12 protein-coding genes are annotated in these 13,733 nt (G+C 45.6%); 6 read left to right on the top strand and 6 right to left on the bottom strand.

The window, feature by feature from the left end; all coding sequences use genetic code 11:
- Nucleotides 1-175: 175 nt before the first annotated feature.
- Both MIC7113_RS23010 and MIC7113_RS23005 read left to right on the top strand, forming a co-directional pair.
- Nucleotides 176-1,093, top strand: coding sequence for a carbohydrate ABC transporter permease (locus tag MIC7113_RS23010; RefSeq protein WP_015184595.1), 918 nt, complete (start codon nucleotides 176-178; stop codon nucleotides 1,091-1,093).
- A 183-nt stretch (nucleotides 1,094-1,276) separates the two neighbouring features.
- The gene (locus MIC7113_RS23005) at nucleotides 1,277-1,417 is read left to right on the top strand and encodes a hypothetical protein (protein ID WP_015184594.1); all 141 of its coding nucleotides are present in this window, start codon (nucleotides 1,277-1,279) and stop codon (nucleotides 1,415-1,417) included.
- Nucleotides 1,418-1,598: 181 nt separating this feature from the next.
- Here the strand turns inward: MIC7113_RS23005 and MIC7113_RS23000 are convergent, their stop codons facing one another.
- Nucleotides 1,599-2,114, bottom strand: coding sequence for a hypothetical protein (locus MIC7113_RS23000; protein ID WP_015184593.1), 516 nt, complete (start codon nucleotides 2,112-2,114; stop codon nucleotides 1,599-1,601).
- Between the two features lie 92 nt (nucleotides 2,115-2,206).
- Complete coding sequence (locus MIC7113_RS36790) at nucleotides 2,207-2,353, bottom strand: hypothetical protein (protein WP_155898085.1); 147 nt, start codon at nucleotides 2,351-2,353, stop codon at nucleotides 2,207-2,209.
- A gap of 896 nt (nucleotides 2,354-3,249) precedes the next feature.
- Between MIC7113_RS36790 and MIC7113_RS22995 the strand changes: the two genes are divergently transcribed.
- From MIC7113_RS22995 to MIC7113_RS22990, 3 genes are all read left to right on the top strand, one after another.
- Nucleotides 3,250-4,464 carry an RNA-guided endonuclease InsQ/TnpB family protein gene (locus MIC7113_RS22995; protein ID WP_015184592.1) on the top strand — a complete coding sequence of 405 codons (1,215 nt, stop codon included), beginning with the start codon at nucleotides 3,250-3,252 and terminating at the stop codon, nucleotides 4,462-4,464.
- A gap of 26 nt (nucleotides 4,465-4,490) precedes the next feature.
- Entirely contained in the window at nucleotides 4,491-4,655 is a 165-nt protein-coding gene (locus tag MIC7113_RS36785) for a hypothetical protein (protein WP_155898084.1), read from the top strand.
- Between the two features lie 63 nt (nucleotides 4,656-4,718).
- On the top strand, nucleotides 4,719-6,617 hold the full coding sequence (locus tag MIC7113_RS22990; protein ID WP_015184591.1) for a glycoside hydrolase family 10 protein: 1,899 nt from the start codon (nucleotides 4,719-4,721) through the stop codon (nucleotides 6,615-6,617).
- Between the two features lie 232 nt (nucleotides 6,618-6,849).
- On the opposite strand, the gene MIC7113_RS22985 is transcribed toward MIC7113_RS22990, so the two are convergent.
- Both MIC7113_RS22985 and MIC7113_RS22980 read right to left on the bottom strand, forming a co-directional pair.
- Nucleotides 6,850-8,235, bottom strand: coding sequence for a pentapeptide repeat-containing protein (locus MIC7113_RS22985; protein ID WP_015184589.1), 1,386 nt, complete (start codon nucleotides 8,233-8,235; stop codon nucleotides 6,850-6,852).
- Between the two features lie 195 nt (nucleotides 8,236-8,430).
- On the bottom strand, nucleotides 8,431-11,361 hold the full coding sequence (locus MIC7113_RS22980) for a glycerol-3-phosphate acyltransferase (RefSeq protein ID WP_015184588.1): 2,931 nt from the start codon (nucleotides 11,359-11,361) through the stop codon (nucleotides 8,431-8,433).
- Nucleotides 11,362-11,729: 368 nt separating this feature from the next.
- Between MIC7113_RS22980 and MIC7113_RS36780 the strand changes: the two genes are divergently transcribed.
- Entirely contained in the window at nucleotides 11,730-11,879 is a 150-nt protein-coding gene (locus MIC7113_RS36780) for a hypothetical protein (RefSeq protein WP_015184587.1), read from the top strand.
- 3 nt (nucleotides 11,880-11,882) lie between these two features.
- Here the strand turns inward: MIC7113_RS36780 and psbA are convergent, their stop codons facing one another.
- Complete coding sequence (gene psbA / locus MIC7113_RS22975; RefSeq protein WP_015184586.1) at nucleotides 11,883-12,965, bottom strand: photosystem II q(b) protein; 1,083 nt, start codon at nucleotides 12,963-12,965, stop codon at nucleotides 11,883-11,885.
- 415 nt (nucleotides 12,966-13,380) lie between these two features.
- Entirely contained in the window at nucleotides 13,381-13,677 is a 297-nt protein-coding gene (locus MIC7113_RS22970; RefSeq protein WP_041781172.1) for an NIL domain-containing protein, read from the bottom strand.
- Between the last annotated feature and the right edge of the window lie 56 nt (nucleotides 13,678-13,733).

Here is a 13,733-nt window from a genome sequence, read left to right as displayed (position 1 = left end):
AACTATAAGATTACACTAAGTTCTATACCTATAAACTGCTAAATAGGCTACACTTTCTTTTTATTATCATCAATGCTTTAATTTGATTAAGCTATCGATAATATGAATACGACAGCTTTCCTTCGTATCAATAAGCGTTTCATTGCATATTTTTGTTGTCCATTGATGTTGTGATATGTCCAAAAAATTACGATTTAATAAAAGGCACCTTACGCCCTACCTATTTTTATTCCCTGCCCTGCTTGCTTTGGGAATCACTGTCTTTTGGCCAGCATTGCAAGCCTTTTACCTGAGTTTTACCCGATATGAATATGACCTCACCCAAACACCTCAGTGGATCGGGCTAGCAAACTTTGAACGTTTATGGATCGAGTTGGGGGCACCCGCTTCTGTGTTTAGGAAGACAATGGTAAATACCCTGTTGTATCTGGTTTTTGTTGTACCTCTTTTAGTCGTCCTTCCCTTATGTCTGGCGCTTTTGGTCAACCAGAAGTTAAGAGGAATAAACTGGTTTCGAGCCTCTTTTTATACACCTGTGGTGATTTCAATGGTGGTTGCTGGGATTGCCTGGAAATGGCTTTATGCAGAAAACGGTTTGTTCAATCAATTCTTGGCACAACTGGGTTTCAAAGATGGCATTCCCTGGCTAACCAGTCCCCAATTGGCGATTTTTAGTGTGATGGCAGTAACGATTTGGAAAGGATTGGGTTATTACATGGTGATTTATTTGGCTGGTTTGCAATCTATTCCATCGGAACTCTACGAAGCGGCAGCGATGGATGGTTCAGATGGCTACTTGAAGCATTGGGATATTACTGTCCCGTTAATGCGACCTTATCTCATCTTAGTCGCTGTGATTTCTGCTATTTCGGCAACGAAGGTATTTGAAGAAATCTATATCATGACTCAAGGTGGGCCGCGAAATAGTTCCAAAACCATTGTTTATTATCTGTATGAGCAAGCCTTCTCAGAGCTGGAAATCAGCTATGCTTGTACGATTGGACTGGTATTGTTTTTAGTTATTTTGGCTTTATCACTTTTGAACCTGAAACTCTCCCAAGGGCGGATTAGCGATGCGATCGCTAAGTCTTAGCCGCCTGATTCTATCCTTCAGCATTGGTGCCAGAGAACGAGGTCAAGTAAAGAACCGTAAGCTTTTCCCTCCACGGACAGGAAACCCAGTTAAAATAAAGTATAGAGAGAAAATTCCGCTTAAAAAAAGCGATTATTTTTCACTTTTTCTTGAGGATAACTGTTGCTAAAAGGAGGAAAGGCTATGTCTATCTTCAAGTGGTTACAAGCAGCACTTCAGTATATTGGAGAAGGAGTAGTAAGGATTTTCCGCCCTAGCGATGACGAATATCCCAACATTGGTGTTCAGCCTTTTGCTGGCGACTCTTTTGAGGAGGACGCTTAGAAGACTTGTAGGGGCGTACCGCAGTACGCCCTTCTCGTTTCTCTTTATAGAGAGAGATAAAACAGACTGTTTAAGTCAGTAACGATGGGATTCGATTATCCTTCTTGATAGGCTTTTCAGTAAACTGTTTTCAACGTTCTTTTCGAGCAATATGAAGTCTATTTTCAAGCCTTCATGACAATTAAGCCGTGATGGGTGTTATGTTAAGAGATTGACTTTTAGGGTCTTCAAACCGAATTGGGTTAGCAGCCCAACTTTTGAAATCAGGCGCTAGTCGAATAAGTTGTTGCAAAAGCTCATCATTAATACATAATACTAGGGGAAAAGGAAAGTGTTTGGGAAACTCATTCCGAACTAAATTGGTGGCACTCAAAACTTGCTCGATTGCCACAACTGACTCTAGACCGAAGACCATCAAAGCTGGCGGTGGCGGTTCTTCAATGGCGGAGAGTATAGTGGTAAATAGGGTATTCACCGATGGATGCAGGATCAGTTCTTGGATTTGGATATAGCAACTTTTTGATAATTGTTTCACCACCTGCCGCCGCATCGATGAGCAGTTGCAGCACATCAAGATGAGTGAAAACTGACCTTGAGACATTTGGATGGCTCTTTCTAGCTTTTTGAATGAGCGCTTGTTATTGAGGAATATTTCTTCCAATTTTTCGTTTCCTGTAGTATGATCTTCTTCCGTCATGTTGTTCAACACTCAATCGCTGACTCAATTGATTTTGCCTAGAGAAATTTTGTTAATGTCCTGATATCCCATGATTAGCGGGGGTTTGCTACTTAATGACAACACTCAGCGACTTGAGAAATTCCCAAAATTGCAATAAAATTTAACAGATTTTTTCCAAAAGCACTATCTAATCGGTCTAATCGGTCTAATCGGTCTAATCGGTCTAATCGGTATTTTTTAGTTTTCAGTGACTGCACGAGTCCATACCCCTCAAGAACGCAAGTTAGATTGGCAACTTGAATACTTTGCCTTGCTGTCCTCAGCTTTTCTTGATAAACACCCTCTTGATCAGCCTGTTCGCTTTGAGTGAGATGAAAGTTTAAATCAATTAAAGGACGACTAAAGGACTACCAAAAATTTGACAGGTAACATTTTTTTTTGCTTCCACCAAAAGAGAGATGTAAAAATTGGCGAGCCGTCCTACTTTTAATAAGCAAGCTTTACCATTTCATCGCATCCCGTGAAAGACATGATTGATTTTGGCAACGTCGTACCAAACAAACCCAGGCATTGACGACCTCTATCAGTTAATTGGTGAACCCATAATCCTGAACTTGACTTATAAAACGAGTCACTCCGATGAGACAGCAATGAAACAAATGTTTTGATAAGTCACTCAAACTTCTCTTCTTCTTTTTGGCTCCTAAAGTTATCAGTACAGCTTATTGAGCATATTAGAATTTATTACCTCTAAAAACTTATTTATACCAGGAACTTTATCTAATTTTTATCTATATAAGTGTTGTAAAAACTGATAAATGTAACGGCTCATGAAATGTTAAGTACCCAATAAAGGTATATCGCTTTACAAGTTATCGATAGTGTTAACAATTTATAAAAATTTTATGTTCACATATTAACATAAATCCTCCTAATTCATAAGCTGGACTTATGTTACCTTCTAAATTTCGTTCAAGCCGTTCCTTCACAGAACCTTTATAATCTGGCTGCTCGAAGTCCCTACTGTATCTCATGGCTCACGGGAAAATCTGACCAAAAATAACGAGATTCAAGCCTCTCCTCACTAAAGCTCCGGCTTCTAAGGGGACTTTTTCATGATACAGTAGTTGCCGTAGGGGTTGTTCCACGTCAAATGATTGTCCTAGAGTTCAAAGCTAAAGGGAAAACAACTCAATATGCAGCAATAGATGAGGCGATTAGAACAGCTCAATTCGTCCGCAACAAGTGCGTCCGATATTGGATGGATAACCGAGGTGTAGGACAAAAAGAGTTGTATCGTCACAACACTGCACTGAGAGCTGAATTCCCCTTTGTGAACGCATTGAACTCTCATGCCTGCCAAGTCGCTGTTGAATGGGCATATTCTGCAATTGCTCGGTTCTACGATAATTGCAGGAAGTCTGTTCCCGGAAAGAAGGGCTACCCACGCTTTAAGAAAAACTGTCGTTCAGTTGAGTATAAAGTTTCGGGATGGAAACTTTCTCCTGATAGGCGCTCAATCAATTTTATCGACAAGAAAGGCATTGGTAGACTAAAGCTCAAAGGGACGTGGGACTTGCATTTCTATCAGTTAGACCAGATAAAACGAGTGAGGTTAGTGCGTCGCGCTGATGGCTACTACGTTCAGTTTCTAATTAGAGCTGAAGTTGAGAAGGTAGATGTTCAGCCGACAGGTAGAAATGTTGGTCTGGATGTGGGAATTAAAGAGTTTTACACAGACTCCAACGGTCATACCGAACCTAACCCCAAGTTTTATCGGACTGGTGAGAAACGACTGAAGTTTAGGCAAAGGCGCGTTTCTCGGAAGAAAAAAGGCTCTACTAACCGAAGAAAAGCCATTAATAGACTAGGGCGAGTACACCTCAAAATAAGTAGGCAACGTGAAGAACACGCCAAGAGAGTGGCACGTTGCGTAATCCAATCTAACGATTTGGTCGCCTACGAAGATTTGAGGATTAAGAACTTAGTAAAGAATCACTGTCTCGCTAAGTCTATTAATGATGCAGGTTGGTATCAATTCAGGAAGTGGTTAGAGTATTTCGGAGTGAAATTAGGCAAGATAACAGTTGCTGTAATCGGAGCCTATACATCCCAGGAATGCTCTAGCTGCGGCACTCTAGTTAAAAAATCCCTATCTATGAGAACTCACGCTTGCAAATGTGGGTTTGTACTAGACAGGGATTGGAATGCCGCCATTAATATTTTGAAATTAGCCTTGAGTACCGTGGGTCACACGGGAACTTGGGTCATAGACCCGAACGCTTCGGGAGATTTCGCCTCTACTCTGGTTGGAGTAATCCTGTCAGAGCAAGCTGAGTCTTTGAACGAAGAATCTTCGCCCTTCTAGGGCGGAGAGTGTCAAGAGTGACTCAGATGCAAGAAGTTCAGAATCCAGCCGTTCAACCGTTCAATCGCTTCAAAGGAGCCGCTGCCAATAGAGCGCGATCGCCGCTTGCATTCAATCGGGAATCCCTAATTGCTCACGGTACGGTTTTTTGCAATGCTATAGTCTTTGCTCTGCAACCTTTACCCCGCTAGTCAAGTCAATCCTGATTAGTCCAAGATGCTGGCGTGAATAGTTTTATATCTAGTGCGGTACCTATGAAGCGGTTTCTCAAAAACATATTAGAAGCTTGTGCAAACGGGCTTGTATCTTTTAGCCGCGCTTTTGGGCGTCAGGCTTGGTTGGTATTCTTATTTATCTTGGGCTTAACAATAACGGTATTGAAGCCAACGGCAGCGCTTTCTCAGACAAAGTTGAACGATATCCAAGGACATTGGGCACAACCTTGTATTGAACAGCTCACACAACGGCAAATTCTTAGGGGTTACCCAGATGGTACCTTTAAGCCGAATGCGCCCGTAACCAGAGCGGAATTTGCCGCCATGCTGGGGAGCGCTTTTCCGGATGCTCCTGCTGTCCGCACCGGGGGGAAGTTTGGCGATGTTCCCACCAACTTCTGGGCGAGTGAGGCGATTCGTAAGGCTTACCAAGCAGGATTTATCGCTGGCTATCCAGGGGGTGTCTTCCAACCGAATCAAAAGATTCCCCGCGTGCAGGCGTTGGTGTCCTTAGCTAGTGGATTAAAGTATGTAGCGACTCAGCCGACAGTTGAGACATTGAATGGCGCTTTCGCAGACGCCAGTGGAATTCCTGACTATGCCAAAGGTGCGATCGCTGCTGCCACAGAAAAACAATTGGTGGTTAATTACCCCAATGTACGCACCCTCAATCCCAATCAACTCGCGAGTCGAGGCGATGTGGCGGCTTTCTTGTGCCAAGCGACTGAAACAACAGCGCTTGTCCCTTCCCAGTACATTGCCAAAGTGGGAAGTTCCTCGTCTGATCAGGCAAAAACTGAGTTACGAGGGGTATGGCTCACCAATATAGATAGCAATGTCCTGTTTTCCAGCCAGAGTGTAACCGATGCAATCGGGCGCTTACAAGAGCTGAACTTCAATACCCTCTACCCTACCGTCTGGAATTGGGGATATACCCTCTACCCCAGCCAAGTAGCCGAAAAGGCGACAGGCAAAGCCGTGAGACTGGTAACCCCGTTAGATGCCAAGCTTAACCCAGACTTAGGCACCCAAGGGCGAGACATGCTCAAGGAGATGATTTCGCAGGGACATCAAGCAGGGATGAGAGTCATCCCCTGGTTTGAGTTTGGCTTGATGGCACCGGCTGATTCTGAGTTAGCTAAGCGCCACCCGGATTGGCTCACCAATCGCCGGGATGGTAGCAAGATTAAGAAAGATGACCCTAAAAATCCGATTCATGATCGCGTCCTGCTCAACCCCTTCAAACCAGAAGTACAGCAGTTCATCCAGGATTTAGTGGTTGAGGTGGTGAGTAACTATGATGTTGATGGCATCCAATTAGATGACCACTTCGGCTTGCCTTCTGAGTTTGGGTACGATGCTTACACCGTGCAATTGTACAAACAAGAACATCAAGGCAAAGCGCCTCCCACTGACCCTCAAGATGCGGAGTGGGTACGCTGGCGAGCTAACAAAATTACGGATTTCCTAGGAAAGTTATTCCGAGCTATTAAAGACCGCAAAAATGATGTGATTATTTCTGTTTCTCCTAATCCCCAGAAAGATTCTTATCAATTCTTTTTAGCCGATTGGGCGACTTGGGAGCGACGAGGTTTTGTGGAAGAATTGATTGTGCAGATTTATCGGGACAACTTCAACACTTTCATCAAAGAATTAGAGCAACCGGAACTTAAGGCAGCCAAAAGCCATATTCCGACCGGAATCGGTATTTTGAGCGGGTTAAAAAATAAACCCGTTTCTCTGTCACAAATCCAGCAGCAAGTTGAGGCAGTTAGACAGCGGGGATTTGCTGGGGTGTCGTTCTTCTTCTACGAAACGTTGTGGAATAATGCCTCAGAATCGTCCAACCAGCGTCAGCAGGTATTTCGTTTAATTTTCCCCATGCCAGCGAAATCACCAGAGATTTCCTTAGTAGAGGAAGAGGAATTAGCGAGTTAAGCACAATTATAAAGTCCCCCTTCAGGCAAGGGGGGCTGGGGAGCTGGGGAGCTGGGGAGCTAACTTGAAGGCTTTTATCCTGTTGTCAGAAGATGCAATTTATAGGTGTCGCCATAAAGGTTAGGACTTTCTTTAACGGACGAGAGCAACCACTTCCCAGTAATAAACATAAAAGCCTCCTGCCTCCTGTCTCCTGCCTTCTACTATAAATGCGCGTTAGTTTAACAAGAGCTTAATCGATCTCCTGATACTCTTCTAAAGCTGCTAATAACACATTAACTAAAGGATGATCGATTAGCTTTTTGAGCGCTTCAATACTAACGCCGTTTAATGCCTCCACAACTCGCACCTTTAGGATTGGATTACTTTCAATGTGCTTAATGACTTCTATCACCACAATTTGTTTTTCCAGTGGCGTACCCGTGGGATAAGTTTGCTCTAGTTGTTGGAGTAATTTTTGAATCTTTGCCGCTGCATCGGATACAGAGCGCTGATCCATTAGATGTTTGGTTTCAACATTAATCGTTTGGCTAGCCATTACCTTCACAATCTCAATTAAATCGATACTCTGACGACGATATGTAGCTATCTCTTCATAGGTCGCTTGGAGCTGATATCGATATATCTTGTCTATGGCTTTCAGTTGATGTTCGTACTCTCGCTGAAGAGACTGTTCGATTTCTGTTTTGTTGATATCATTGGGGACACTAAGTCGAATAACTAAAGTCCCGTCGTTCTTGTTTTCAATAGTCTGAAGTGATAACTCTAGAATTCCAGTTTTAACTTGAACTTTTTGAAAGGAAATAAGGAACGCTTGCCAATCAATTCCATTAGAAAAAATTAACTCTACAGTTTCTAAAGTCTTTTGAAACAAATTAGTAAATTCCCCTGGTGCAAAATTTCCCTGAATGGGACGACGCTCCTTTTGTTCGGCTTCTAGGTAGATATAATCACAAATTACATCTTCTAAATTTGTGGCACTATTCGTATGCCAATCTTGTAAACAAGCTCCTGTGAGTATTGCTTTGTAGAGGTTGGAATGCAGCGCTTTCGTTCTATGTAGGTTTGACCGACTGAGGTTGGCTCCAATCAAATTGGCATCAATCAAATTGGCTCCTTTGAGGTTAGCGCCCCGGAGGTAAGCGCCGCTGAGATTTGCCCCAATCAGTTTAGCTCCACTGAGGTTTGCGCCGCTGAGTTTGGCTCCAATTAGTTTAGCTCCAACCAAATCAGCCCCACTGAGGTTGGCTTTAGTCAGATCAGCGCCACTCAGATAGGCTTGATTCAGGTTTGCCCCAATCAAGTTTGCCCCAATTAAGTCAGCACTACTGAGGTCAGCACTTGTGAGGTCAGCACCGATTAAATCGGCCTCACTCAAATAAGCCTCACTCAGATTTGCCTCATTGAGTTTTGCCCCGATGAGATCCGCCTTGCTGAGGTCTGCCCTGCTCAGGTTGGTTCGACTGAGGTCTACACCACTGAGTTTTGCACCCCGAATGGTAATCCTTTTGCCATTGGCAAAACTGAGATTGGGTCTGATGTTGGGGTTGTTGGCTTTCCATGCATTCCAAGCTTCAACCCCTTGCCGGAGCACAGAGAGATGTTCCTCATTTGCCATCGACGGCAGGCCTGTCAGCTTGATTCGTTTACTGTAGCGTTAACTTAGCGCTGATCTGCCGACTAGAAGCGCAATGACTTTGGCGGTCTAATTACAAAATTAGTCCAGCTAAGTTTATCAGCCTCTTCTTCGGCAATACCTAAAACCACCTGATGACCAAGGTTTTAGACAATTAACCTAAATTGTAAATTATCTTCATAGGATTTCGACAATTCCCTGCTGACCATCAATTCGCACCCGTTGACCATCTCGTAAGAGTTGAGTGGCGTTGTGAATATCCATCACGGCTGGGATACCATACTCTCGCGCCACAATGGCACCATGAGAAAGCCGCCCACCCACTTCAGCAATCAGACCTCCAGCCCGTGCCAACAGGGGTGCCCAGCCAGAATCTGTATAAGGTACAACCAGAATGGTTTGTCGGTCAATCTCTGAAGCCGCTTGTAAGTTGCTCAGCACTCTCACCCAACCCTCAACTTGTCCTGAACTGGCACCAATGCCTTGTAGTCGCTGTTGAGAAGGGGCGGAATCTGTCGCCAGAGGAGCAGGAGGTGAATTGCCGTAGAACAATAAGGGGACGGTGGTGAGTTGACGATGCTGTTCGAGTTGCGATCGCCTCACCTGCACAACTTCACGAATAGGCTCTCTGTGTGCGAGGTCATCACTGTCAGCCCAACGGCGAATTTCCACAAGTTCCAAGAAAAAAATATCTCCAGGACTATCCAGCCAACCCGATCGCAGCCAGATAGACTCTAGCGCCACAAAACACCAGCGCAGATCCGCCAACAGTTGAGAGTAGATTTGTGTGACTCGACCTTTAACATTTAAACGGGCTTGAACGAACTGAGCTTGCCAACGTTGGGACTTAATGGGTTGAGAGGGCGGTAGGGGGTTCGAGAGAAACCGCGCGAACATCTGCCGCACTGATCGGGGGTCTTCTTTCCATGTGGGAACAGCAATATCAGTGCCCACCTCGCTGAGGTAGCCATATTCTTCCAGAAACTGGTCAAACTGTTCTAAAATGCTACGACCATCGGGGATTTCCGCTAAGGCTGCAAACAGGGAAGCCGCGCTATCCTCTACATTCAGCGATCGCCGCAACAAGGGACGCGCATCTTCTGCTAATCGAGCCAGCGCCCGCAAACTTGCCACCTCTGGCGTCTGGCTATTATCCAATTCTTCATCCTTAACCCGTATCACCGCTTGTCTGAAGGATGCACTTAGGGGTGCGAGAATGCTGTAATAAGTCGCCCGTTTCAACCTCTCCAAAATCAGGTCTACTCGCTCTAACAGTTCCGATGGGGATAACTCAGACGCTGGCTGAAGTTGTAATTGCTCCAGGGTAGGAGTAAAAAGCTGTTGATCATCGGAGTCAAAATCCTTATCTAAACGCCATTCCCGACCCAGCAAGCGCAGTAATCCTGGCAGGTTCCCCAGAGTGGAACGTAACGGTGGCTTAGAGAATTTCGCCCCCCTGGTGAGAAATTCCAGACTTTCCGGCGGCAACCCCATACGCCGAAAAATTTGTCCTAATAAGGTGGCATTGAAGTAGGCGCGGGAGTAATGCAGCGTTGCTGTTTCGGTGAAATCTAATCCCTGTGCCCGATCGCCTAAAACCACGGTAAAAATCTCTCCCCAAACACCGCAAGTCAGGGGTCGATTAATTGACCAAGTCAGGGGTCGAATCAATCCCGGAATCACTTCAGCCGCAATCTTGCGAGTCCAGATTGGTTGCAGCGTAGTAATGGGTCGTGATTGCAGTATCCACAATTCCTGACCGTCATAACTCCACTCAATATCTTGGGGGATACCGTGATAACGAGCTTCCAATTCTCGTGCTACAGTCGCCACTTGCTCAATTAAGCTCAGGGGTAGGTCGCCACTGCCTTCAATTTGAGCTGAAGGTTTGGATTCGACTTCCGGGGATGCGTCTGGTGAGAGATAGACTCGGTAAAGTTCTGGAGTAACTCGACCCGACACGATGCGTGTGGCATTTCCTGGCAACCCTTCAATGATGACGGCATCACCTTGTTGGGAGATAGGGTCACGACTAAAGGCAACACCGGAAAAAGCCCCCTGGATTTGTTGTTGAATGAGTACAGCCATGGATTGGTCTGGCAGTTCCCGTGAGGCGGAGCGATTCGCTTGAGCGAAATCCTGGCGATACTGGATAGCGGTTGGGTTATGGTAGGATGCCAAGACTTGAGTAATCGCCTCTTGCAAGGCGGGTCTACTGGTAACATTCAAGATGCTTTGATATTGTCCGGCAGCAGAGGCAAGTTCTGAGTCTTCGCCAATGGCTGAAGAACGCACGACTAAGGGTTCGGCTTCGGAAACGGTAAGGTATTTAATCAGAGGTTCTGGGTCATCACCCGGAGCAATTACCCAACCCGGAGGCACGGAGTAACCCCAGCGTTTGAGCTGGGATAGGGTTGCGGCTTTTTGTCCCACCTTTTGAGCTTCTAGTTCCTTGCTCAGAGAAATGATGGCGCGATCGCCTCGAAAAAAACGAAACATAGGTTCAGATTCTGCCTTGCTTTCCCCTGGGGGTAAGTCTAAATCATCGGGAATTTTTTGATAAATCCAAGCGACTAATCCACCTAACGCCGCCGCCGCAACGACTTGCGCCATGTCTTGAGGAGCTAACAAAGCCACAAGAAAGGGAAATAAGATTAAGACGCCGATACGTCCAGTGGTGCGATCGCGAAAAATGGTAAAGCTAATGCCCCCAATCACAAATACAAGTAGCGCCACTCTCCAGTCATGAGCGACAACGCCCCAAACGACATTCGTCGTCCCTGCGCCTTTACCCATCCAGTAACGACCAATGACCAGCATAATCAGAGCAATCAGCTCCCACGTCGCTTGCGTCGGCTGATTCCAAAAGAAATAACGCGCCAGTAAAACAGCAGCAATGCCCTTTGCCGCCTCGGATAGCACCGCCAGGATACCCACCCAGCGTCCCCCGTGGTAAAAAGCGGCGGAAACGGACACATTACCTGTACCGACCTGTGCGAGTTGACGCCCCGTCAATAGATAAGTAATCCAGGCAATCAGGGGAAGGCCACCCAGCAGAGGGCAGACTAGAAAAATGAGTAAAGCACCCCAAACCTGCATTAGCGTCATGGGACTGATCAAAGCACTAAAATTTCTTTAATCCTACAACTGTCAGTTAAATAAGTTGGGGATATCAGGGGGTTAAGGGCTGCTCTCTTCTTTGGTATTGACAAAATGCATAAAATGTGAAGTAAGCGGTGCGATCGCTCAGTAGGACGCGCTACCGTCTATTGCGTATATTCCCGGTAGTTTGAGCGTTAGTACTCTTGATACAACGGTATAGATAGCTTGAGTTCTTGCACCAGTCGCATTAACCACCAGGGATTTAAATCCCTGGCTCATACATAAAGTCCTCTGTTCGCGTTAGCGTTCCCGAAGGGTAGAGGACTAAAAACTGACAACACAAGGATTTTAGTCCACTTAAGTGGACTTCATCTATGAGCCAAGAGTTTAAACTCTTAGCGGATGATGAGCGTCCGAAGAGAATGGTGCAAGATTTGGCTAAAAATCATAGAGATAAGGCTTCTTTTGTACAACAAAAAAGCGCCCCCTTTTCGGAGAGCACTTTTGATTCAGCTAGAAGCTAATTCTTAGCCGTTGATTTGTGGTGCCACTAGAGCAATAGGAGTAGCCTCACCAGAAGCTAAATCCAGAGGGAAGTTGTGAGCATTGCGCTCGTGCATTACTTCAAAGCCCAAGTTAGCGCGGTTGAGTACATCCGCCCATGTGTTGACCACACGACCTTGAGAATCCAGAACGGACTGGTTAAAGTTGAAGCCGTTCAGGTTGAACGCCATGGTGCTAATACCCAGCGCCGTGAACCAGATACCAACGACCGGCCAAGCACCTAAGAAGAAGTGCAGAGAACGGCTGTTGTTGAAGCTGGCATATTGGAAGATGAGACGACCGAAGTAGCCGTGTGCTGCAACGATGTTGTAGGTTTCTTCTTCTTGACCGAACTTGTAACCGTAGTTTTGAGACTCGGTTTCGGTGGTTTCACGTACCAGAGAAGAAGTAACCAAAGAACCGTGCATTGCACTGAACAAAGAACCGCCAAACACACCCGCCACACCTAACATGTGGAAGGGGTGCATCAGAATGTTGTGCTCAGCTTGGAACACAAACATAAAGTTGAAGGTTCCAGAGATGCCCAGGGGCATACCATCAGAGAAAGAACCTTGTCCGATGGGGTAAATCAAGAACACAGCCGTAGCGGCGGAAACTGGAGCGCTATAAGCGACACAGATCCAAGGACGCATCCCTAAGCGGTAAGAGAGTTCCCACTGACGACCCATGTAGCAGAAAACGCCGATGAGGAAGTGGAATACAACAAGCTGGTAAGGACCACCGTTGTAAAGCCACTCATCAAGAGAAGCGGCTTCCCAAATTGGATAAAAGTGCAAGCCAATGGCGTTGGAAGAAGGAACAACAGCACCAGAGATGATGTTGTTGCCATAAATCAGAGAACCCGCAACAGGCTCACGGATACCATCGATGTCCACAGGAGGAGCAGCGATGAAGGCAATGATGAAGCAGGTGGTTGCCGTTAATAGGGTGGGAATCATCAGGACACCGAACCAACCTACATAAATACGGTTGTTGGTGTTGGTGACCCAATCGCAAAAGCGATCCCACAGATTGCCGCTTTCGCGACGCTGTATGGTGGTTGTCATGGTTTGAATGATTACGAGGATTTTTTTGTATGAAGTAAGGCAAACAATTTTTGCCTTATATGTCGATACATCTTATTGATATAAATTGGGAATTTCTACTGTTTTTTATATTTGTTTAGATATATTCAAGATAATACATGAATTTATTTTAAGATTTATTTAAATAATTTAAAAAAACGACTGGAACAGAGGGCAATTTGACCATCCAACACTAGCAGCAAGGTAAAGAAATGCCTTGTCCCTTGGCATAAGTCCTGTCTACCACTTGAAGTTAAGAGTGCAGGGAGCGCCACACAACAATCGGGGAGAAATTCATCCCCCCGAAGAAAGGTTCGCTTTGCTAACTGTCGTAGCAGTTTCTAGTCAAGGGGAAGGCTAGGCTAGTCCTTCATCGAAGTTAAGTATAGTCCTTAACTTACCAGCCATCTTCTTCCCGGTTAGATTCGCCCCAAATCTCTAAATCCATTTCATCGAGATAAGTCAAAGCGCTCTGGATTTGCCGACTACTGCCTCGCAATTCCAAATCAAACCAACCATCATCTCGCCCATTAGACCCCAACAGAGCCGCCGCAATATTCACTGTGACACCGTGATCAGAAACGAGGCGTGAAATGATGGGTTCCTGATTGTATTGTTTGGGAATGCGAAGGCGAATACGAGTTTGAGTCGGTCTATCCGCACCCAAAACCTCAGTATCGCTGATTAATTCCATGGGTTTCAGGGAATTATCTGGAAAGCCATTGGTGCTATGGGTGTTCATGGGTTGCC

It is taken from the genome of Allocoleopsis franciscana PCC 7113 (assembly GCF_000317515.1).
GTDB lineage: Bacteria > Cyanobacteriota > Cyanobacteriia > Cyanobacteriales > Coleofasciculaceae > Allocoleopsis > Allocoleopsis franciscana.
The sequence above is the reverse complement of the archived record's forward strand: the minus strand, read 5'-3'. Positions and strand labels throughout refer to the sequence as shown.